The sequence below is a fragment of the Ottowia sp. genome (assembly GCF_035444425.1).
Classification (GTDB): Bacteria; Pseudomonadota; Gammaproteobacteria; order Burkholderiales; family Burkholderiaceae_C; genus Ottowia.
Genome location: NZ_DAOMOQ010000011.1, coordinates 52,986 through 75,457 on the forward strand (window position 1 = coordinate 52,986; position 22,472 = coordinate 75,457).

A 22,472-nucleotide genomic window follows, 5' to 3' on the forward strand; every position below is an offset into this window, starting at 1 on the left:
GTCGATCCGGCTGTGCGGCTTGTCCCGCTGGTCATGAACCCTCTCGTCCACCACGCCCGATGGGCGCCGTCCTTCGCTTTCGCATGATGCGGGCAGAGCAACGATCGCTGATCTGGACCTCGCTGGCAGTGACGGGGTTGCACCTCGTCCTGCTGATCGGCTTGCCGCAGTGGAAGCTCGTTCAGCCCACCGGCAACAAGGGGCCGGTGATGATGACGCGGGCCGTCCCGCTGTCCACGCCTGCCGCCGCGCCGGCGACCGAGCCCGCGGCGGAAGCTGAACCCAGCCCGACCGAGGCGGTGCCCACGCTGGTCGCCGAAGCTCCCAAGACGCTGCCCCCGCCCAAGCCCAAGCCCAAGCCTAGACGCAAGCCGAAGCCGCGCCCGAAGGCGCCTGCGCAGGTTGAGCCGCCGACACCCGAGCTGCCGAGCACCCAAGTCGTCAATGGCCCCCAGGGCAGCGGCGAATCATCCCTGTTCGAGATACACCAAGGGTTCGTGGCGGGTCCGGTGGGCTATCGAGTATCCGTGCAAACGCACACCACGGAGGCGGAGGATGCGGTGGTCGCCACTGCGATGGAACACGATGCCGGCCAGCACGTACTGCCACCACGCTCGGTGCGCATCAGCTACGCGACTTCCGGCAGCGCCAACGGCACGCCTTACAACGAAATCCCCGTCACGCTCGACTGGCATCATGACGGCAGGCATTACAGCCTGAATTCCGACTTTCTGAGCACGATGGCCGGCAATCGCCGCCGCTTCAGTCATGGCATCGTCACCGCTCACGGGATGGCGCCGGTGGTCAGCACGGATATTCTGGATCACGAGCGTCACAGCTTCCGCTTCGACTATGCCAGCCGGCAAATCGCTGGCGCCGCCGACGCCCTGCCGATGGAGTTCAAGCCCGGCACGCAGGACAGCCTCAGCCTGATGGTGCAATTGGCGGCACTGGCGGCCGCCCATGGGAAGGATCTGGCAACGGGCATGGTGCTCACTGTACCTGTGCTGGAGCCCGGCGGCATCCGCGAACTGACGTTCAAAGTACTGGGCGAGGAAACGCTGACTGCACTGGAAGGCAAATCTGTGAAAGCAGTCCATCTGGCGCACCAGACATCGGATGACGCACCACCCAGCATCGAGGCCTGGCTGGCACCGTCGCTGGACTACATGCCGGCCCGCTGGCGCACTCTGGATGCCAATGGCGACATGCAGGACCAGGTGGCGCGCAAGGCCATTGAAATGCAGAACAACCAGCCAGACGAGGCGCGCTGAGCGCCGGCATCAACCCCATGACCAAGAAAGCACCCCGCCGCACCGCCGAGCGCATTCTGGTCACCACGCTCGAGCTGTTCAACCGCTTTGGTGAGCCAAACGTCTCGACCACGCTGATCTCGTCCGACCTCAACATCAGCCCGGGCAATCTGTACTACCACTACCCGTCCAAGGACGAGCTGGTCAACACGCTGTTCGACCAGTACGAGGGCAGCCTCTACGAGCTGCTGGGCGCCAGCGAGGATGTGCACGACGTCGAGGACGCCTGGTTCTTCCTGCACACGCTGTTCGAGCTGATCTGGCAGTACCGCTTCCTGTACCGTGACCTGAACCACCTGCTGTCGCGCAACCGGCGGCTGGAAACGCATTTCCCCGCCATCCTGATGCGCAAGCGCGCTGCGCTGCGCCAGCTGCTCGACAAGCTGCGCGCCGACCAGCCGGCCTCGGCCGAGGACGAGCGCGCGCGCGACGCCGTGGCCGCCTGCATGGTGGTACTGCTGACCTACTGGCTCAGCTACGAATACGTGCTGCAGCCGCGCCGCGCGCTGGAGCCCGACAACGCCGAGGACGCGCTGCTGCGCGGCGCCTACCACGTGCTCGGGCTGCTGGCGCCGCACCTGGACCAGGGGCCGCGCGAACACCTGCTGGCGCTGATCGAGGCCTACCAGCCGGCCGCACTCTGATTCCATTTCCAGATCAACACAACAACAAATTCGTCATTCCGGCGAAAGCCGGAATCCAGACGACGTGCGCCGAGCAGACATGGATCCCGGCCCCGTATCGCGGTACGGGGCAGACCCTCGCCGGGATGACGGTAGTTGACGTTTCGAAGTGGCAATGGAATGAGATCGACGCGCGCACGCTTTCGCCATGAGTCGCCGGCTGCCCTGCCGGCACAGCGCCGGACCGGGCGCTGCTCCGTGCCAGTGAACGCTGCCACCGGCATGGTGCACCACTCTGGAAGGATTCGCCTAAATCCGTGCGACCCGCTCCGGTACCATTGCCGTTCAGCCCGCGCCGGCCCGGCCATCCGCGCCAGTGCTTCAGCCTCACCACCCTACCAGGGAGCAGCCATGTCCGACCTCAAAGCCCGTTTCGAGCAAGCCGTCGCCAACTCCAAGACGCTCAGCGAGCGCCCCGACAACATGACGCTGCTGAAGATCTACTCGCTCTACAAGCAGGCCACCGAAGGCGACAACGAGGAGGCCAAGCCGGGTTTCGCCGACATCGTGGCACGCGCCAAGTGGGACGCCTGGAAAAAGCTCGAAGGCACCTCGGCCGACGAGGCCATGCAGCAGTACATCGACCTGATCGAGGAGCTGCGCCAGGCCTGAGCGCTTGCGCGCCCCGCGCAGGCACATCAACCGCCGGCGCCCGCAAGCGCGGCACCAGCGTCCACGCCCGCGCCTGCCGCCGCGCGGCACATCTGCGCCTGCCACCCTGACGGCGCCAAGCTTGCCCTGGCCACGACGGCTGCGCCAGCATGCGTGCGCCGCCTTTCGGGCGTGCTCCGGGAATGCGCCAGACCGGGGGCGAGGGTCCATCGATTGGCGGTTCCCGCTTGCCGCTGGCTCAGGACGTCGAATTCGCTTAGCCCGGTCGGGAATCTCATCTCTCTGATCCGGCGTACTTGCGTGCAAGTCTGTATCCGTGACGTCGCGCAGGCTGTTCAACCAGTCGATAACTCAGCTCACTGAAAAGCACCACGGCGAACGATGCAGATGTGAAATACAGGACAAGGTGATCGACGACTGGCCATTGCTGTCGAAACCAGACTTCCCGAATCGCAAAATACACTGGCATGTGAACCAAGTACATGCTGTAGGAACGCGCACCGAGCCAAGTCAAGGCCCGCCCCACTAAGCCGTCTGGCATAAGCAAGCGCTCGTCCTTGCCGGCAATCCAGACCATGACACCCCCAAAAAGCGAGATCAGGCTGATCGCTCCGGCGATGTCGGCACGTCCCGGCGCCCCCACCCATGCCATGCTGACCAAGGCAGCGCCGCACAACACACCAAAAATCATCCGACGCGCTGCTCGACCATGGCGACGGCGATCGTCGCCGACCCGCACCCAGGAAGTACCGGTCTGCGAATACGCAATCAGCACCCCGACGATCAGGGCATCCAGCCGGAAAAACCATAGCACGCTCAAGGGAGAGCGGCTCAGCGGCACCATGCAAAACCAAAGGACAAGCAGCGAAGGCAGCAACACACGCCGGGGCAGGAACAGCATCAACAACGGCGCCACCAGATAAAACTGCTCCTCCAGAGAGAGCGACCAGTACACAACCAGCGACCATCCTGTGGGGAACAGAAGATCAATTCTGGCGCTGTCGACGAGATTGCAGGTTTCCAGCCACCCCGAGTAGCAGCCGGCCCATCGAATGTTGGCCACATGCAGGAAACCCGCCAAGGCGTCACTGACCATACGCCGAGGATCACCGAAAATGCCTGACGCGTTGAAGACGTAAGCACAGACGACAGAGATCAGCAACCACACCCAGGCGATCGGCCATAGTCGCCACATGCGCTTGATCCAGAACGCCACGGCCACCCGTTTCCGCGAACCATCAGGCTGCTTTTCAAGACTCCGCAGCAAGGTGCGGGTGATGATGAAGCCCGAAATGCAGAAAAACAGATCCACTCCTGTCCACAAGCCCAGTGATTGCCGGACCCGTTCGTGCATGCTGTCGGGCCAGAACACCAGAACCTCGGCATGCTGGATCACGGTCATGAGGATTGCGACCGCTCGCAGCAGTTCGAGATCCAGGTTTTTCTTGGTCACCACAGGCCGCGATGATGCCAAACGTCAAGTCGGTGGCGCGTCGGGCGCGTCCATCGCTACCGCTGCTTCAATCTCGCACGACGTTCATCCCTGGGCGCCCGCGCCAGCTCGCGCACCGCGGCATGAAAGCGCGGCCAGTCGCCGCCGAGCTGCGCGAACAGCGCCTCGAAGCCCGGCACCAGTTCGTCGTAGGCCGCCTGGATGCCGAAGAACGCGTTGTTGGCCTCGTCCACCCAGCGGTCGAAGCCGTCGAATGGCGTGCCGGCGGCCGCCCACCCGGACTTCAGCTCGGCATAGCGATCACGAAAGCGCGCCATCACGGCCGCCTTCTGCGCCGGCAGCGCCGCCGGATCCTGCGCCAGCTCGGCCTTGCGCGCGTACAGCTCGGTCAGCTCGCGGCGCGTGTCGCGGCTGAGCCGGCGGAAGGCACGGCGCCGGCCATCGAAGGCTTCGTACTCGCGCCGCGCCTGCGCATCAGCCTGCGTCGCCAGCCAGCGCTGCACGCCCAGCCGCTCCACCGCCACGGCGTAGGACTCGTTGAACATGGTGTCGTCACCCACGTACACCACCTGGTGCGACAGCTCGTGGAAGATCATGCGCGCCAGTTCGCCTTCCGGGTAGCGGATGAAGGTCGACAGCAGCGGGTCGCCGCCGGCCCAGTTGAGCCAGCCCAGGGTCGAGTACGCCGGTATGCCGTAGACGCGCACCTCCAGGCCTTCCTCACGCTCCAGTTGCGCGGCCAGTGCGCGCGCCTCGGCCTCGTCGTAGTAGCCGCGGTAGCCGACACAGCCCACCACCGGGAAGCACCAGCGCCTGAGCGTCAGCGAATCCGGCGGCGCCGCCGCCACGTTCCACACCGCCGCGCGGCGCTTCAGGTCGCTGTAGCGGTGGTAGCTGGCGTTGTCGGGCAGCGCCAGCTCGCTGACCGCGAAGGCGCGGATGCGCCGCGCCTGCTCCAGCTTGGGCCTGAGGTCGGCGGCCAGCGCCGGATCGGCCAGCAATTCCTCGATCGGCCGCGCCGCGTTCATCAGCGCCAGGTGGCCGTGCACCGACTGCCAGTAATAGCCGGCCGAGCTGCATGAGGCCAGCGCCGTCAGGCCGACAACGGCGGCCAGCAGCCGCATCGCGCGTGCAGGAAAACGTCGGCAGATCGATCCGGGCATGGGTTGTGCAGTGCGATCACGCGGGTGCAGCGCCAGTTCCATGGTGCGCTGCGGACCACAGCATACCGGCGCTCCCGAGCGCCACAGCGACGGTGCGGGCACGCACCGGCTGCACGGCGGTCAAGCCGCCCCGCCACCGCACGCCACGCTGGCAAACGCACGCGGATCCCGGTGACCGCAGCCGCCTCGAATCCGTGCCGCTGGCGCTAGACTGCGCACATGAACCTGATCGAACCCATCCTGGCGCAGGCCGCCGCCATCACCGCGCTGCGGCGCGACATCCATGCGCACCCCGAGCTGTGCTTCGAGGAAGTGCGCACCGCCGACCTGGTGGCGGCCAGGCTGGCTGAATGGGGCATCCCGGTGCACCGCGGCCTGGGCACCACCGGCGTGGTCGGCATCGTGCAGGGGCGCGATGGTGGCAAGTCGGGCCGGGCCATCGGCCTGCGCGCCGACATGGACGCGCTGCCGATGACCGAGTTCAACACCTTCAGGCACGCCAGCAAGTACCACGGCAAGATGCACGCCTGCGGCCACGACGGCCACACCGCGATGCTGCTGGCGGCGGCGCAGCACCTGGCCGCCAGCCGCGACTTCGACGGCACCGTCTACCTGATCTTCCAGCCGGCCGAGGAGGGCGGCGGCGGCGCGCGCGAGATGATCAAGGACGGGCTGTTCGAGCAGTTCCCGATGGAGGCGGTGTTCGGCATGCACAACTGGCCCGGCATGGCGGTCGGCAAGTTCGCCGTCTCGGCCGGGCCGGTGATGGCCTCGAGCAACGAGTTCCGGATCGTCATCACCGGCAAGGGCGGCCACGCCGCGCTGCCGCACATGGGCGTCGATCCGGTGCCGATCGCCTGCCAGGTGGTGCTGGGTTTCCAGACCATCCTGACGCGCAACAAGAAACCGATCGAATCGGCGGTGATCTCGGCCACCATGATCCACGCCGGCGAGGCGACCAACGTGATCCCCGATGCCTGCGAGATCCAGGGCACGGTGCGCTGCTTCAGCTTCGAGACGCTGGACCTGGTCGAGCAGCGCATGCGGGAAATCGCCGCAGGCGTCAGCGCCGCCTTCGGCGCCCAGTGCGCGTTCGAGTTCGTGCGCAACTACCCGCCGACCATCAACACCGCCTACGAGGCCGAGTTCTGCCGCCAGGTGATGGCCGGCATCGTCGGCGAAGGCAACGCGGTGGCGCAGGAGCCGACGCTGGGCGCCGAGGATTTCTCCTACATGCTGCTTGAAAAACCCGGCGCCTACTGCTTCATCGACAACGGCGACGGCGCGCACCGCGCCAGCTACGCAGGTGGCGGCCACGACGCCGGCCCCTGCACCCTGCACAACCCGCACTACGATTTCAACGACGAGCTGATCCCGCTCGGCGCCACCTACTGGGTGCGCCTGGCCGAAGCCTGGCTGGGCCACCAGCCGCCGGCCGATCGGCCGCTGCCGGTCAGGACTTGAGCAGCTTGCCGCCCGCCATCCAGCACCAGCCGCCCCGATGATCCCCATCCCCCAGGCCTTCTCGGCCAGCTACGCCGAGGCACGCATCAAGTTCCTCGAAGCCGCGGCCAGCGCCTCGGCGCGCATCGAGTCGCACCGGCACCCGCTGCCCGGCCGCGACGGCGAGCAGCTCGCCATGGACACCGCACTCGACGGCGACGAGCGCAGCCCGCGGCTGCTGATCCTGAGCAGCGCCTGCCACGGCGTCGAGGGCTTCTGCGGCAGCGGCGTGCAGGTGTTCGCGCTGCACGACGCCGAGTGGCGCGCCAGGGCGCGCGAGGCCGGCGTGGCGGTGCTCTACATCCATGCGCTGAATCCCTACGGCTTCTCGCACGGGCGGCGCGTGACGCAGGAAAACGTCGACCTGAACCGCAACTTCCAGGATTTCAGCCGCCCATTGCCCGTCAACGAAGGCTATCGACGCGTGCATCCCCTGCTGCTGCCCGAGCAATGGCCACCGGACGCCGCCAACCAGGCCGCGGTCCAGGGCTTCGTCGAACGCGAAGGCCTGGCCACCTGGCAGGCCGCCATCTCGGGCGGCCAGTACGAATTCGCTGACGGCCTGTTCTACGGCGGCCGCGTGCCAACCTGGAGCAACCAGACGCTGCGCACCGTGCTTGCCAAGTTTGCGGCACAGGCCAGCCAGGTGGCCTGGATCGACCTGCACACCGGCCTCGGGCCGAACGGCGTCGGCGAACGCATCTGGGCCGGCGGCAACGACGCCGCCGCCATCGCACGGGCGCGCCGCTGGTGGGGCGAGCAGGTGACCTCGATCTACGACGGCTCATCGAGCAGCGCCCTGCTCACCGGCCTGATGTGGGGTGCCATCCACGACGCCGCACCGCAGGCCGAGTACACCGGCATCGCGCTCGAATACGGCACCGAGCCGATCACCGAAGTGCTCGACGCGCTGCGCGGCGACCATTGGCTGGCGCAGCACCCGATGGCACCGCCCGAACTGGCGGCGCAGATCCAGGCGCGCATGCTCAAGGCCTTCTATACCGACACCGATGCCTGGAAGGGGCAGATCGTCAGCCAGGCGCGGCAGGCGCAGTTCCAGGCCATTGACGGCCTGCTCGGCAGCGCGCCGCGGCCAGACTGAAAGCGCCGCGCCTCACGGTGGGTACGGCACGGCATCGCCCTCCAGCCGCGCAGCCGGCACGCCGGGCGCACGTCGCGGCCGGCGGCGCAAGCGCCGCATCCCGACACGCGATCGGCCGGCGAGCGCGCCGCACTCAAGCCGTGCCGTTCAACAGTTCCCGCTCGCGCGCAATCACCAGCAGCCCGTCGAAGATCAGGCTGTCGATCAGCTCGTAGGGCCGCGTCATCGACGGCAGCATCTTCCAGCCGGCGCCGCCGGTCATCAGGCACAGCGGCTGGGCGTTGCAATGCCGGAACAGGTTCTGGTACATGCGCTCGCAGGCGCCTGCGATGGCGAAGGTGCCGCCGCTGGTCAGCGCATCGCTGGTGTTGGTCGGAAACTCCACCACGTCGCCGGTCGGCACGTGCAGGCCGGCGGTGCCCGACTCCAGCGCGCGCAGCATGATGCCGTGACCGGGCAGGATCAGGCCGCCGAGAAAGCGCCCGTGGTGGTCGATCGCCTCCACCGTCACCGCAGTGCCGACCATCACCAGCAGCAAGGGGCGCTCGCGGCCGCGCCGCAGCATGTGGTGGCGCGCGCCGATCATCGCGACCCAGCGGTCGGCACCCAGGCGTGGCGGGAAGTCGTAGCCGTTGCTGAGACCGGCCTCGGCCTCGGACGCCACAACCCAGCGCGGCTCGACGTCCCAGATCTCCATCTGTTCCTGCACCCGGTGCTTGACCGCCTGGCCGGCGACGATGCAGCCCAGCATGCGCGTCGGTTCCGGCAGCCGGGCCCAGGCGTTCTCGGCCAGGCTGTCGATCTGCTCCAGGAACTCGGCCCCCTGCGCCAACACGCGCGCACCGGGTTCGGGGCCGTCGTACAGCGTCCACTTCAGCCGCGTGTTACCGACGTCGAGTGCCAAAAAAGTCATGGAGTCGCAATATAAGCGCTTTTATCCTACATTGAATGCAGGCGGACCGGCGCGAAAACGTCATGCAGTGGCAGTAGAGTGGCGGTTCCTCATTCCACCCTAGCCAAGGAGAAAACACATGGGATTGTTCAGTTTCATCAAGGAAGCCGGTGAAAAGCTGTTCGGCGGCAAGGAAGTCGAGCAGGCTGCGGCGTCCAATGCGCCCAACGTGGCCGAGTTGAACCAGAAGGCCGGCGACGCCATCAAGACCTACATCGAGCAGCAGAACCTCGGCCTGTCGGGCCTGGGCGTGAGCTTCGACGGCGCCAGCGGCAAGGTGACGCTGAGCGGTTCCGCGCCGAGCCAGGAAGCCGCCGAGAAGGCGGGTCTCGCAGCCGGCAACGTGGCCAGCGTGAGCGATGTCGACAACAACCTGCAGTACCCGGCCGGCACTGCTTCGCAGTACCACGACGTGGTGCGCGGCGACACGCTGAGCGCCATCGCCAAGAAGTACTACGGCGACGCCAACAAGTACATGGTGATCTTCGAGGCCAACAAGCCGATGCTGAGCCACCCGGACAAGATCTATCCGGGGCAGAAACTGCGCATTCCGGCGATCTAAGGCACCACCCCCAGAGCCGCTCACGCGGCTTCCCCCTCTGCTAAGCGAGGGGGACAACGCCAGTGGCCGGGCCAAGCCCGCTCCACGGCGTTCGCTGGGATGGCCTGCTCCGCGGCCATTCGTTTCACAAGGGCACCTTTGGGTGCCTTTTTCGTGGCCGCGGCGGTGACGTCGTACAGTTCGCGCATGACAACGCCCCTCTCGACGGATGACGAGATCACTGACCTGGACGCCAGTGCGCTCTCGGAAGCCATCCACGCGCGCCGGTTTTCCTGCCGCGAGGTGATGGAAGCCTACCTGGCGCGCAGCCAGCGGCTCAACCCGACCTTCAATGCGCTGGTGTCGCTGCGGCCAGACGACGAACTGCTGGCCGAGGCCGAAGCCTGTGACGCCGAGCTGGCGCGCGGCGAATCGCGCGGCTGGATGCACGGCATGCCGCAGGCGATCAAGGATCTGGCCAACGCCGCCGGCCTGCCGACCACGCTGGGCTCGCCCTTGATGCACGACTTCATCGCCGACGAGGACGGGCTGATGACGGCGCGCATGAAGGCGGCCGGCTGCATCGTCATCGGCAAGACCAACGTACCCGAGTTCGGCCTCGGCTCGCACACCTTCAACGAGGTGTTCGGCACCACCGGCAACGCCTACGACCCGGGCAGGTCCGCCGGCGGCTCCAGCGGCGGCGCCACCGTGGCGCTGGCGCTGCGCCTGCTGCCGGTGGCCGATGGCTCGGACTTCATGGGCAGCCTGCGCAACCCGGCCGCCTGGGCCAACTGCTTCGGCCTCCGGCCCAGCCAGGGCCGGGTGCCGCTGTGGCCGGCGCAGGACGTGTGGATCAACCAGCTGGTCACCGAAGGGCCGATGGGACGCAGCGTGCGCGACGTCGCGCGACTGCTGCAGACGCAGGCCGGCTGGAGCGCCGACTCGCCACTGTCGATCGCCGATGAAGCCGGTGCGCTGGAGATCGGCGCCGCTTTCGATCCAAGGCAGCAACGCATCGGCTGGCTCGGCGACCTGGACGCCTACCTGCCGATGGAGCCGGGCATCCTGGACGCCTGCGAGCACGGCCTGCGCCGCCTCGAAAAGCTGGGCTGCATCGTCGAGCCGGCAGCACGCCTGGGCATGGCGCCCGAGCGTGTCTGGGACGCCTGGCTGATCTGGCGCCGGGTGCTGGTGGCCTCGCGCCTGGCGCCGTTCACGCTGAAGGAAGCCAACCGCTCCCACATCAAGCCCGAGGCGCTGTGGGAGATCGACCAGGCGCAGGGCTGCACGGCCAACCAGTTCCTGGCCGCCAGCGTCACGCGCACCAGCTTCCACCAAAAGATGCTCGAGCTGTTCCAGCAGCATGATTTCCTGGCCTTGCCGACCACGCAGGTCTGGCCCTTCGACGCCAGCGAGCGCTGGCCGCGCGAGATCGCCGACCGCACCATGGATACCTACCACCGCTGGATGGAGGTGGTGATCTACGCCACCTTCGCCGGCCTGCCCTGCATCAGCGTGCCGGTGGGCTTCAACGACGAAGGCCTGCCGATGGGCATGCAGCTGATCGGCCGGCCACGCGGCGATGCCGGCCTGCTGCGGCTGGCGGCGGCCTACGAAGGCGCCATCGGCGACTGGCTGGCACGGCGGCCCGACATCTGAACCAAACAAGCCAATTCAACTGAAGCAACCATGAGCACTTTCGTGATCGAGGGGGGCGTGCCGCTGCGCGGCAGCGTGCGCGCCTCGGGCAACAAGAACGCCATCCTGCCGATGATCGCCGCCGCCATCCTGACCGACGAGGTGGTGGTGCTGCACAACGTGCCCGACATCCGCGACGTGCACCACATGCTGGAGGTGATCCGGCACATCGGCGGCACCGCCGAGCGCGACGGCGACAGCCTGCGCCTGCAGGTGGCCAGCGTCAACACCGGCGCCATCAGCCAACTGCTGTGCAACAAGGTGCGCACCTCGATCCTGTGCGTGGCGCCGCTGCTCTACCGCATCAAGGAAGCCACGCTGTACCCGCCGGGCGGCGACGTGATCGGCCGGCGCCGGCTCGATACGCATTTCTACGGCCTGCGCAAGCTCGGCGCCCAGATCGAGGCCAACGGCCATTTCGCGTTCCGGCTGCCGGGCCGGCTGACCGGCTGCGAGATGTTCTTCGATGAACCCTCGGTCACCGCCACCGAGCACATCCTGATGGCCGCCGCCGTGGCCGAGGGCGAGACGCTGATCCGCAACGCCGCCTGCGAGCCCCACGTGCAGGACCTGGCGCACCTGCTCAACGCCATGGGCGCGCGCATCAGCGGCATCGGCACCAACCAGCTGCAGGTGCAGGGCGTGGCCCGGCTGCGCGGCGCCACCCACACCGTGTGCCACGACCACGTGGAGGCGGCGTCGTACCTGGCGCTGGCGGCGGCCACCGGCGGCGAGATCACCGTCACCCACACCGACGTGTCGGCCTGGTGGATGTGCCACCGCGTGTTCGAGACGCTGGGCATCCGCATCGAACTGCGCCACGACAGCATCCACCTGGCGGCCGATCAGCAGCGCCGCGTCCGGCGCGACTTCGGCGACGCGCTGCCGGTGATCGCCGACGGCCCGTGGCCACAGTTCGCCTCCGACCAGATGAGCTGCATGATCACGCTGGCCACGCAGGTCGAGGGCAGCGTGCTGTTCTTCGAGAAGATGTTCGAGTCGCGCCTGTACTTCGTCGACCGCCTGATCGGCATGGGCGCCAACGCGGTGGTGTGCGATCCGCACCGCGTCGTCATCAGCGGCCCGACGCGCCTGCGCGGCACCACCCTGCCCTCGCCCGACATCCGCGCCGGCATGGCCCTGCTCGGCGCAGCCCTGTGCGCGCACGGCACGTCGCGGGTGCAGAACGCCAACATGATCGAGCGCGGCTACGAGCAGGTGGAGCAGAAGCTGCTCGCGCTCGGCGCGCGCATCCGGCGCGAGGAATAAGAGGGCATCCCCCTGAGCGCCTGACGGCGCTACGTGCTCGCTGCCAGCGCGGCGGCGCGGCCCTTGCGCGGCAGCCCTAGCCTGAAACCCCAGTGTGCACGAACGCGCGCACTCCAGATCCGGCCGCGCAGCAGGCCCCGGAAGGCCGCGGAGCAGGCCAAGCCAGTGCACCCATGGACGGGGTTCCCCCGTCCATCGGGTGCGTCCCCCTCAGGGGGGAAGGCGCCGCAGGCGACTCAGGGGGGAGCTAATTTTGCCGCCACGGCAGGCCGGCGTTCCGCCAGCCGTTCTTGTGGCCGCGCTGGGCCTGCGCATCGAGATCGCCCTCGAAACCGCCCATGACGTTGTAGGCCGTCACACCCAGCTCGGTGGCACGCCTGGCGGCGGCCATCGAACGCACGCCGCTGCGGCACAGTAGCATCAGCGGCTTGCGCTGCTGCGCCAGCGCGCGGATGCGGGCATCGAAATCGGGGTTGAGCGCCATGCCGGGCCACTGCTTCCACGCCACCACCTGCGCGCCCGGCACGAAACCGACCCATTCGCGCTCGGCGTCGGTGCGCACGTCGACCAGCACCGCCTCGCCGCTCTGCATCCACTCGTGCGCGGTCTGGGGCGGCAGTTCGCCGGCGTAGCCTTCGGCGGCATGCACGCCGTCAGCGCCGCCCGCATCGGGCGGCGCACCGGCATCCTGGCGCAGGCCGGAGCGCCGGTTCGCCGGCACCGCCTCGTCGATGCGGCGCGGCTTGGGCAGGTTGAGCGCCTTCATCAGCGCGATGAACTCGTCGCGCGACTTGCCTGCCAGGCGCGGGTTGGTCGCCTTCTCGACGCCGATGGTGGACTGGGTGCGCTCGTGGTAGTCGTGCGCCGGCCAGACGATGGCGGTGTCCGGCAACGTAAACAGCTTCTGCGTGATGCTGTCGTACAGCGCGCCGGCGTCGCCAGACTGGAAGTCGGTGCGCCCGCAGCCCTGGATCAGCAAGGTGTCGCCGGTGAACACGTGGCGCTCGTCGTGGCGCTGGTCGGGACGCATCTGGTGGCCGAGTGGCGCCTGCGTGGCCTCGGTGGGCGGGTCCTCGTGCTCGTGCGGTGCGCGCTGCCAGTAGAAGCAGGCGCTGCCTACCGTGTGGCCGGGCGTGTGCAGCACCACGATCTGCTCGCGACCGAAGCGGATCACATCGCCGTCGGCGAGCTGCACCGCGGCGGTACCGATCTCGCAGCCGGCCGGCACCGCCATGTGGGCGCCGGTCAACTCGGCCAGGCGCGCCGCGCTGGTGATGTGGTCGGCGTGCGCGTGGGTCTCCACGGTCCACTTCAGCGTCACGCCCAGGCGCTGCAGGGCGGCCAGGTCGCGCTCGAGCTGCACGTCGACCGGATCGATGATGACCGCCTCGAGCGACTGCTCGTCGTACACGATGTAGGTGTAGGTGCAGGAAGCGGGATCGAAGAGCTGCGTCGGGTTCATGGGCGCAGTTTATTACTGGCCCGGCATCTGCGTCCGTGTGCCTGCATCGGACTGCATAAGGATCGGCGCCAGGACGCCGGCAGCGTCGCGCACCGGACAGTTGGTGCCGCCGTATCGTCCAGACTGGTAAAAACCCTCTGGCGTCATCAGGCCCGGGTCGAACAAGATAGCCCGGTTTACGAACTTTCAGTAGGAGACTCGACAATGGCCCAAACCCCCGCTTCGCCTCGCCGCCGCAATCTGATCAAGGGGGCAGCCGTTGCCGCCGGTGCGCTGAGCGCGCCCATGGTGTCGGTCGCGCAGACCACCTCGCTGCGCTTCCAGAGCACCTGGCCCGCCAAGGACATCTTCCACGAATACGCGCAGGACTTCGCCAAGAAGGTCAACGACATGGCGGGCAGCCGCCTGAAGATCGAGGTGCTGCCAGCCGGCGCCGTGGTGCCGGCGTTCCAGTTGCTGGAAGCCGTCAACAAGGGCACGCTCGACGGCGGCCATGGCGTCGTGGCCTACCACTACGGCAAGAACTCGGCGCTGGCGCTGTGGGGCTCGGGCCCCTCCTACGGCATGGACCCCAACATGCTGCTGGCCTGGCACGAGTACGGCGGCGGCAAGCAGTTGCTGGAGGAAATCTACAAGTCGCTCAACATGGACGTGGTGAGCTACCTGTACGGCCCCATGCCGACGCAGCCGCTGGGCTGGTTCAAGAAGCCGGTCGCCAAGGCGGCCGACATGAAGGGCCTGAAGTTCCGCACCGTCGGCCTGGCGGTGGACGTGTTCACCGACATGGGCGTGGCCGTCAACCCGCTGCCGGGCGGCGAGATCGTGCCGGCGCTGGACCGTGGCCTGATCGACGCGGCCGAGTTCAACAACGCCTCCTCCGACCGCGTTCTGGGCTTCCCCGACGTGGCCAAGAACTGCATGCTGCAGAGTTTCCACCAGAGCAGCGAGCAGTTCGAGATCCTGTTCAACGGCGCCAAGTACAAGGCGCTGCCGCAGGACCTGCGTTCGATCATCGACTACGCCGTGCAGGCCGCCAGCGCGGACATGAGCTGGAAGGCGATCGACCGCAACTCCAAGGACTACATCGAGCTGAAGAAGGTCGGCGTCAAGTTCTACAAGACACCCGACGCCATCCTGCGCCAGCAGCTGGCCTCGTGGGACAAGACCATTGCCAAGAAGGCGGCCGAGAACCCCTCGTTCAAGAAGGTGCTGGATTCGCAGAAAGTCTTCGCCGAGCGCGCCTGCCAGTGGCAGAACGACTACTCGGTCGACATGAAGATGGCGTTCAACCACTTCTTCGGCGGCAAGAAGAGCTGATGTCATCGCAGGCGGAGCCCTCGGAGCACCCGCCATGCCAACCATCGGGGCGCCTGCGAAGGCGCCCCTGTTGCGTGGGCCTTCCAGCCGCGCTGCAGCCGCCCCGGACCGCACGCCGCGAGCGGCCACGCGGCCATTAGCATCCCAGCTCCGCGCAATCTCCAGGCCACGACAAGGCGTGGCGGCCATGGTCCGTGACGCAAATGGAGTCCGAACGAATGCAGAACCTGTTACTTACCGTTGACCGGCTGTCGACCTGGATCGGCAAGCTGTTTGCCTGGGCCATCGTCGGCCTGACCCTGATGGTCACCTGGGAGGTGTTCTCGCGCTACATCCTGAACAAGCCGCACAGCTGGATGTTCGACGTACAGATCATGCTCTACGGCACCCTGTTCATGACTGCCGGCGCCTACACGCTGGCCAAGAACGGCCACGTGCGCGGCGACGTGCTGTACGGCTTCTTCCAGCCGCGCACCCAGGCCGCGATCGACCTGCTGCTGTACCTGGTGTTCTTCCTGCCCGGCGTCATCGCGCTGACCTACGCCGGCTGGCACTACTTCCAGGATTCGCTGGCGATGAACGAGCAGACCTTCAACGCCGACCCGCTGCCGCTGTACCCGTTCAAGTTCGTCATCCCCTTCGTCGGCGTCACCCTGCTGCTGCAGGGCATCGTCGAGATCATCCGCTGCGTGATCTGCCTGCGCACCGGCGAGTGGCCGGCGCGCGACGAGGACGTGGAGGAAGTGGACATCGACAAGCTGCGCGAGATGGTGCACGTGAAGGAGGACCCCGAGGTCATGGTGCTCGAATCGCTGCTGCCCGAGAAGGGAGGCCGCGTATGAAGGTCAACAAGGCACTCTGGTTCGGCTTCTCGCTGATGGGCCTGGTCGTGGCGGGTGCCGCGGCCATGCTGCTGAGCGTGGAGCAGATCACCTACGGCCACATCGGCCTGCTGATGCTGTCACTGGTGGTGGTGGCCATCATGCTGGGCTTTCCCACCGCGTTCACGCTGATGGGCATGGGCATGCTGTTCACCTGGCTGGCCTACGACCGCGACATCAACCGCACGCTCGACCTGATGGTGCAGGCCACCTTCCGCACCATGAGCAACGACGTGCTGATCGCGGTGCCGCTGTTCGTCTTCATGGGCTACCTGGTCGAACGCGCCAACCTGATCGAGAAGTTGTTCAAGAGCCTGCACCTGGCGATGGCGCGCGTGCCCGGCTCGCTCGCCGTGGCAACGCTGGTGACCTGCGCGGTGTTCGCCACCGCCACCGGCATCGTCGGCGCGGTGGTGACGCTGATGGGCCTGCTGGCGCTGCCGGCCATGCTGCGCGCCGGCTACAGCGTGCCGGTGTCGGCCGGCGCCATCACCGCCGGCGGCTGCCTCGGGATCCTGATCCCGCCCTCGGTGCTGCTGATCGTCTACGGCGCCACCGCCGGCGTGTCGGTGGTGCAGTTGTACGCCGGCGCCTTCTTCCCCGGCATCATGTTGGCGGGCATGTACGTGATCTACGTCATCATCCTGGCCAAGCTCAAGCCCAAGTGGGCACCGCCGCTGACCGCCGAGGAGCGCCAGGTCACCTTGCCCGGCCCGCTGGCCAGCCTGGGCGTCGGCAACGAGCGGCGCGCGCTGCCGGTGATCTCCAAGGCCCTGCGGGCCGGCGGCACCGCGCAAGCCGACTCCAGCTACCTGCGCAAGCAGCTGCTGGTGGTGTTGCTGCCCGCCATCCTGTTCCTGCTGGGCGTGCTGTGGGCCTACGGCCAGATCACGGCGGTGAAATCGGTGTACGAAGTGCCGGCCGAACTGGAGCAGCTTGGCATGAGCTACTCGGCGGGCAGCAGTTCGGGCCTGGCCGAGCCGCCGGGCGCGGGCGGGCTGGCCGAGCCGCCGGGTGCCGGGGGTCTGACCGAGCCGCCGGGTGCCGGCGAACTCGCGGAGCCGCCGGGCAGCGCGGGCCTGGCCGAGCCCCCCGGCAGCGGCGAGCTCGCCGCGCCGCCGGGCGCCGAAGCCGAGCCAGCGACCAGCGGAGAGGCCGGACTGGCACCGCCGCCTGCGCTGGCCGAGCCCGGCGCGGCGCCTGCCGCGACTGGCGATGAGGCCGCCGAACGCGGCAAGCCCTCATCGACGTTCTGGATCGTCATCGGCGTCGGCGTGCTGTTGCTGCTGGCCTATTACGCCCTGCTCAGCATGGCGCGGCTCGAGATCTTCAAGATGCTGCTGACCAGCTTCTTCCCGCTGATGATCCTGATCCTCGCGGTGCTGGGCTCGATCGTGTTCGGTCTGGCCACGCCGACCGAAGCGGCCGCGGTCGGCTCCTTTGGCGGCTACGTGCTGGCCTGCATCTACGCGCTGATCAACAAGCGGCCCCCGGGGGCGAGGCGCACCGCGCTGCTCTGGACCTTGCTGTGGCTGCCGGCCTTCGTCGCGATCGGCTGGTTCCTGATCTGGAAGAGCGGCGGCATCGCCACGCCGGTGCCGCGCATGGTGGGCTGGCTGGCGGTGGTGACGGTGGGCCTGTGGTCGGTGCTGGCCTACCGCCAGTCGGGGCTGCAGACCGAGGTCAAGGACAGCGTCTACCTGTGCGCCAAGACCTCGGCCATGGTGTGCTGGCTGTTCGTCGGCTCGGCCATCTTCTCGGCCGCCTTCGCGCTGCTGGGTGGGCAGGAGCTGGTGGAGCGCTGGGTGCTCAGCATGGACCTGACGGCGACGCAGTTCCTGATCATGACCCAGATCATCATCTTCCTGCTCGGCTGGCCGCTGGAGTGGACCGAGATCATCGTCATCTTCATGCCGATCTTCGTGCCACTGCTGGATCACTTCGACGTCAACCCGCTGTTCTTCGGCCTGCTGGTCGCGCTGAACCTGCAGACTGCGTTCCTGAGTCCACCGGTGGCGATGAGCGCCTTCTACCTGAAAGGGGTGGCGCCGCCGCATGTGACCTTGAACCAGATTTTCCTGGGCATGATGCCGTTCATGGGCATCCAGATCCTGGCCATCGTGATGCTGTACGTGTTCCCGCAGATCGGCCTCTGGCTGCCCGAATTGCTGTACAAATAGGGTAAGCGCACCACAACGCATCAAGGCCGGACGCGCGAGCGTCTGGCCTTTTTCTTGTCAACCCTGCATAATTTGACGTTTACGTAAACGTCAATCAAACCGGAGTCCGCGCATGGCGAAGAACAACGGCAAGCGGTCGCAGTCCGAGCTGGCGCGCTGGCAGGTGCCGGTGGGCGGCAAGGGCTTCGCGCTGAAGGATTGCGACCCCGGCGCCAAGCCCTGGGGCAACGGCGACAAGAACGGCGACAAGGCGCGCGTGACCGAGCTGTCGCGCGAGATCGACGCCTTGCAGGACGTCTTCTGGGCCGACCAGCGCTTCAAGCTGCTGGTCCTGCTGCAGGGCACCGACACCGCGGGCAAGGACGGCACCATCCGCGCCGTGTTCAAGGAAACCAGCCCGCTGGGCGTGCGCACGCACGGCTGGAAGGCGCCCAGCACGCTGGAGCGCAGCCACGACTACCTGTGGCGCATCCACGCCATGGTGCCGGCCGCGGGCGAATTCATGATCCACAACCGCAGCCACTACGAGGACGTGCTGGTGCCGGTGGTCAACGGCTGGATCGACAGGAAGACCACCGAGCAGCGCTACCGCCAGATCAACGACTTCGAGCGCCTGCTGACCGAAACCGGCACCGTGATCATGAAGTTCATGCTGCACATCAGCTTCGACGAGCAGCGCCAGCGCCTGCAGGACCGCATCGACGACCCGACCAAGCACTGGAAGTTCAGCCTCGGCGACCTGGAGGTGCGCAAGCAGTGGAAGGACTACCAGCGCGCCTACGAGAACCTGCTGCGCGCCACATCGACCGAGTGGGCGCCGTGGACCGTGGTGCCGGCCGACAGCAAGACCCACCGCAACCTGATGATCGCCACCCTGGTGCGCGACAAGCTGCAGTCGCTCAAGCTGCGCTACCCGCCCGAGGACCCGCAGCTCAAGGGCTGCATCGTGCAATGAGGCCAGGCACAGCCAGCCACCCCACCCACAGGAGACACCCATGACCGACCTGTCCGCCGAGTTCAAGGCCCTGGCCGACTACCGCCCGACCCACAAGGTGCGCTTCGTCACCGCCGCCTCGCTGTTCGACGGCCACGACGCCGCCATCAACATCATGCGGCGCATCCTGCAGGGCATGGGCGCCGAAGTGATCCACCTGGGCCACAACCGCAGCGTCGACGAGGTCGTCACCGCGGCGCTGCAGGAGGACGTGCAGGGCATCGCCGTCAGCAGCTACCAGGGTGGCCACGTCGAGTACTTCAAGTACATGGTCGACCTGCTGCAGCAGCGTGGCGGCAAGCACGTGCAGGTGTTCGGCGGCGGCGGCGGCGTGATCGTGCCGGCCGAGATCCACGAACTGCAGGGCTACGGTGTCGGCCGCATCTACAGCCCCGAGGACGGCCAGCGCATGGGCCTGCAGGGCATGATCGGCGAGATGGTGATGCGCTGCGACAAGGACCTGTCGGGCTACGCACCGAAGAAGATCGAAGCCATCCAGGGCCGCACCGAAAGCGCCTGGCGCGCGCTGGCGCAGCTCATCACGGCGCTAGAGAACGGCCAGGCCGATGCCAAGCTGGTGAAGGCGGTGCGGGCAGCGGCCGCCAGCAGCAAGATACCGGTGCTGGGCATCACCGGCACCGGCGGCGCCGGCAAGTCGAGCCTGACCGACGAGCTGATCCGGCGCCTGCGCCTCGACCAGGACGACAGCCTGCGCGTGGCGCTGATCTCGATCGATCCGAGCCGGCGCAAGTCTGGCGGCGCACTGCTGGGCGACCGCATCCGCATGAACGCCATCGGGCCGTGGGCCGGCCAGTCGCGCGTCTTCATGCGCAGCCTGGCCACGCGCGACACCGGCAGCGAGGTCAGCGCGGCGCTGCCCGACGTCATCGCCGCCTGCAAGGCGGCCGAGTTCGACCTGGTGATCGTCGAGACCTCCGGCATTGGCCAGGGCGACGCCGCCATCGTGCCGCTGGTCGACGTGCCGATGTACGTGATGACGCCCGAGTACGGCGCCGCCAGCCAGCTCGAGAAGATCGACATGCTCGACTTCGCCGAGTTCGTCGCCATCAACAAGTTCGACCGCAAGGGCGCCGCCGACGCGCTGCGCGACGTTGCCAAGCAGGTGCAGCGCAACCGCGAGGCGTTCAAGACGCCGCCCGACCAGATGCCGGTGTTCGGCACCCAGGCCGCACGCTTCAACGACGACGGCGTGACGGCGCTGTACCAGGCGCTGAAGGCACGCCTGGGCGAGCTCGGCCTGCCGCTGAAGGAAGGCCGGCTGCCGCTGGTCAACGTGCGCCACAGCACCAACCAGACGCCCATCGTGCCGCCGGCGCGCACGCGCTATCTCGCCGAGATCAGCGACACCGTGCGCGGCTACAAGGCCCGGGTGGGCAAGCAGGCCAGGCTGGCGCGCGAGGTGCAGCAGCTGCGCGAGACGGCGCGCATGCTGGAGGCCGACGATCCGAAGAAATCGGGCGAGCACGGCGCCCGCGCCACGGTGCTGCGGCTGGCCGACGAACGTGCGGGCCGGCTCGACCGCGACGCCGCCAAGCTGATCGAGCAATGGCCCGACATGCAGAAGGCCTACGCCGGCGACGAGTACGTGGTGAGGATCCGCGACAAGGAGATCCGCACCGCGCTCACCACCCGGTCGCTCTCGGGCACCTCGATCCGCAAGGTCGTGCTGCCGCAGTTCGAGGACCACGGCGAGATCGTCAAGTGGCTGATGCTGGACAACGTGCCCGGCAGCTACCCCTACACCGCCGGCACCTTCGCCTTCAAGCGCGAGGGCGAGGACCCGACGCGCATGTTCGCCGGCGAGGGCGATGCCTTCCGCACCAACCGCCGCTTCAAGCTGCTCTCCGAAGGCATGCCGGCCAAGCGCCTGTCGACCGCCTTCGACTCGGTCACGCTGTACGGCAACAACCCCGATCCACGGCCCGACATCTACGGCAAGGTGGGCAACTCGGGCGTGTCGATCGCCACGCTGGATGACTTGAAGGTGCTGTATTCCGGGTTCGATTTGTGCGACCCGGCCACCAGCGTCAGCATGACCATCAATGGCCCGGCGCCGTCGATCCTGGCCATGTTCATGAACGCGGCAATCGACCAGAACATCGACAAGTTCAAGGCCGACAACGGGCGCGACCCCACGGACACCGAGATCGAGAAGATCCGCGAATGGGTGCTGGCCAACGTGCGCGGCACGGTGCAGGCCGATATCCTGAAGGAAGACCAGGGCCAGAACACCTGCATCTTCTCGACCGAGTTCAGCCTGAAGGTGATGGGCGACATCGCCGAGTATTTCGTGCACCACAACGTGCGCAACTTCTACTCGGTGTCGATCAGCGGCTACCACATCGCCGAGGCGGGCGCCAACCCGATCAGCCAGCTCGCCTTCACGCTCAGCAACGGCTTCACGCTGGTCGAGGCCTACCTGGCGCGCGGCATGCACATCGACGACTTCGCGCCCAACCTGAGCTTCTTCTTCTCCAACGGCATGGACCCGGAATACACCGTGATGGGCCGCGTGGCGCGCCGCATCTGGGCGGTGGCGATGAAGGAGAAGTACGGCGCCAACGAACGCAGCCAGAAGCTGAAGTACCACATCCAGACCTCGGGCCGCAGCCTGCACGCGCAGGAGATCGCCTTCAACGACATCCGCACCACGCTGCAGGCGCTGATCGCCATCTACGACAACTGCAACAGCCTGCACACCAACGCCTACGACGAGGCCATCACCACGCCGACCGAGGAATCGGTGCGCCGCGCCATGGCGATCCAGCTCATCATCAACCGCGAGTGGGGCCTGGCCAAGAACGAGAACCCCAACCAGGGCGCCTTCATCATCGAGGAGCTGACCGAGCTGGTCGAGGAAGCGGTGCTGAGCGAGTTCGAGAAGATCGCCGACCGCGGCGGCGTGCTGGGCGCGATGGAGACCGGCTACCAGCGCAGCAAGATCCAGGAAGAGAGCATGCACTACGAGCAGCTCAAGCACACCGGCGAGTACCCGATCATCGGCGTCAATACCTTCCGCAACCCGCACGGCGATCCGGTGCCCGATTCGATCGAGCTGGCGCGCTCGACCGAGGAAGAGAAGCAGTCGCAACTGAAGCGCCTGAACGAGTTCCATGAGCGCCACGCAGCCGAATCGCCGAAGCAGCTGGCGCGCCTGCAGCAGGCGGTGATCGACAACCAGAACGTGTTCGCGGTGCTGATGGATGCCGTGCGGGTATGCTCGCTGGGCCAGATCACCAATGCGCTGTTCGAAGTCGGCGGGCAGTACCGGCGCAGCATGTAAGCCGACCAGCGCCCGCGCAGCGCAACCCCGCACAAGAATCAG

General features: G+C 67.4%; 17 protein-coding genes and 1 pseudogene. 13 read left to right on the forward strand and 5 right to left on the reverse strand.

The window, feature by feature from the left end; translation table 11 throughout:
• Nucleotides 1-59 precede the first annotated feature (59 nt).
• The 3 genes from PK606_RS06550 (at nt 60) to PK606_RS06560 (ending at nt 2,608) form a co-directional block, all read left to right on the forward strand.
• Entirely contained in the window at nt 60-1,274 is a 1,215-nt protein-coding gene (locus PK606_RS06550; protein ID WP_324561942.1) for a DUF3108 domain-containing protein, read from the forward strand.
• A gap of 17 nt (nt 1,275-1,291) precedes the next feature.
• The gene (locus PK606_RS06555) at nt 1,292-1,957 is read left to right on the forward strand and encodes a TetR/AcrR family transcriptional regulator (RefSeq protein ID WP_324561944.1); all 666 of its coding nucleotides are present in this window, start codon (nt 1,292-1,294) and stop codon (nt 1,955-1,957) included.
• A 390-nt stretch (nt 1,958-2,347) separates the two neighbouring features.
• Complete coding sequence (locus tag PK606_RS06560; protein WP_324561946.1) at nt 2,348-2,608, forward strand: acyl-CoA-binding protein; 261 nt, start codon at nt 2,348-2,350, stop codon at nt 2,606-2,608.
• A gap of 274 nt (nt 2,609-2,882) precedes the next feature.
• On the opposite strand, the gene PK606_RS06565 is transcribed toward PK606_RS06560, so the two are convergent.
• Together PK606_RS06565 and PK606_RS06570 are read right to left on the reverse strand one after the other, a co-directional pair.
• Nucleotides 2,883-4,061: an acyltransferase family protein gene (locus PK606_RS06565; RefSeq protein ID WP_324561949.1), complete on the reverse strand. Its 1,179-nt coding sequence runs from the start codon at nt 4,059-4,061 to the stop codon at nt 2,883-2,885.
• 56 nt (nt 4,062-4,117) lie between these two features.
• Nucleotides 4,118-5,224, reverse strand: a complete 1,107-nt coding sequence (locus PK606_RS06570; RefSeq protein WP_324561950.1) for an aminopeptidase — start codon at nt 5,222-5,224, stop codon at nt 4,118-4,120.
• A gap of 219 nt (nt 5,225-5,443) precedes the next feature.
• On the opposite strand from PK606_RS06570, the gene PK606_RS06575 reads away from it, so the two are divergent.
• Together PK606_RS06575 and PK606_RS06580 are read left to right on the forward strand one after the other, a co-directional pair.
• Nucleotides 5,444-6,688, forward strand: a complete 1,245-nt coding sequence (locus PK606_RS06575) for a M20 aminoacylase family protein (protein ID WP_324561952.1) — start codon at nt 5,444-5,446, stop codon at nt 6,686-6,688.
• Nucleotides 6,689-6,725: 37 nt separating this feature from the next.
• Nucleotides 6,726-7,829 carry a M14 family metallopeptidase gene (locus PK606_RS06580; protein ID WP_324561954.1) on the forward strand — a complete coding sequence of 368 codons (1,104 nt, stop codon included), beginning with the start codon at nt 6,726-6,728 and terminating at the stop codon, nt 7,827-7,829.
• A 133-nt stretch (nt 7,830-7,962) separates the two neighbouring features.
• Here the strand turns inward: PK606_RS06580 and PK606_RS06585 are convergent, their stop codons facing one another.
• The gene (locus tag PK606_RS06585) at nt 7,963-8,742 is read right to left on the reverse strand and encodes a type III pantothenate kinase (protein ID WP_324561956.1); all 780 of its coding nucleotides are present in this window, start codon (nt 8,740-8,742) and stop codon (nt 7,963-7,965) included.
• Between the two features lie 118 nt (nt 8,743-8,860).
• Here PK606_RS06585 and lysM point away from each other — a divergent pair, with 118 nt between their 5' ends.
• The 3 genes from lysM to murA all read left to right on the forward strand — a co-directional run bounded on the left by lysM (nt 8,861) and on the right by murA (nt 12,292).
• Complete coding sequence (lysM, locus tag PK606_RS06590; RefSeq protein WP_324561959.1) at nt 8,861-9,343, forward strand: peptidoglycan-binding protein LysM; 483 nt, start codon at nt 8,861-8,863, stop codon at nt 9,341-9,343.
• 186 nt (nt 9,344-9,529) lie between these two features.
• A complete protein-coding gene (locus PK606_RS06595) occupies nt 9,530-10,984 on the forward strand; it encodes an amidase (protein WP_324561961.1) in 1,455 nt (484 codons plus the stop codon).
• Nucleotides 10,985-11,014: 30 nt separating this feature from the next.
• Nucleotides 11,015-12,292 carry a UDP-N-acetylglucosamine 1-carboxyvinyltransferase gene (murA, locus tag PK606_RS06600; protein ID WP_324561963.1) on the forward strand — a complete coding sequence of 426 codons (1,278 nt, stop codon included), beginning with the start codon at nt 11,015-11,017 and terminating at the stop codon, nt 12,290-12,292.
• A gap of 247 nt (nt 12,293-12,539) precedes the next feature.
• On the opposite strand, the gene PK606_RS06605 is transcribed toward murA, so the two are convergent.
• Nucleotides 12,540-12,941 (reverse strand): rhodanese-like domain-containing protein, encoded by a 402-nt coding sequence (locus tag PK606_RS06605; RefSeq protein ID WP_324561992.1) that lies wholly within the window; start codon nt 12,939-12,941, stop codon nt 12,540-12,542.
• A 15-nt stretch (nt 12,942-12,956) separates the two neighbouring features.
• Nucleotides 12,957-13,754 (reverse strand): annotated as a pseudogene (locus tag PK606_RS15920) (MBL fold metallo-hydrolase); the annotation flags it as partial.
• Between the two features lie 204 nt (nt 13,755-13,958).
• On the opposite strand from PK606_RS15920, the gene PK606_RS06615 reads away from it, so the two are divergent.
• The 5 genes from PK606_RS06615 to icmF all read left to right on the forward strand — a co-directional run bounded on the left by PK606_RS06615 (nt 13,959) and on the right by icmF (nt 22,430).
• Nucleotides 13,959-15,071 carry a TRAP transporter substrate-binding protein gene (locus tag PK606_RS06615; protein WP_324561965.1) on the forward strand — a complete coding sequence of 371 codons (1,113 nt, stop codon included), beginning with the start codon at nt 13,959-13,961 and terminating at the stop codon, nt 15,069-15,071.
• 218 nt (nt 15,072-15,289) lie between these two features.
• The gene (locus tag PK606_RS06620) at nt 15,290-15,913 is read left to right on the forward strand and encodes a TRAP transporter small permease subunit (RefSeq protein ID WP_324561967.1); all 624 of its coding nucleotides are present in this window, start codon (nt 15,290-15,292) and stop codon (nt 15,911-15,913) included.
• Complete coding sequence (locus PK606_RS06625; RefSeq protein WP_324561970.1) at nt 15,910-18,132, forward strand: TRAP transporter large permease subunit; 2,223 nt, start codon at nt 15,910-15,912, stop codon at nt 18,130-18,132. Before PK606_RS06620 ends, PK606_RS06625 begins: the two co-directional genes overlap by 4 nt.
• Nucleotides 18,133-18,244: 112 nt before the next feature.
• Nucleotides 18,245-19,087: a PPK2 family polyphosphate kinase gene (locus tag PK606_RS06630; protein ID WP_324561973.1), complete on the forward strand. Its 843-nt coding sequence runs from the start codon at nt 18,245-18,247 to the stop codon at nt 19,085-19,087.
• A 40-nt stretch (nt 19,088-19,127) separates the two neighbouring features.
• Nucleotides 19,128-22,430, forward strand: a complete 3,303-nt coding sequence (icmF, locus tag PK606_RS06635) for a fused isobutyryl-CoA mutase/GTPase IcmF (protein ID WP_324561975.1) — start codon at nt 19,128-19,130, stop codon at nt 22,428-22,430.
• The last annotated feature ends 42 nt before the right edge of the window (nt 22,431-22,472 follow it).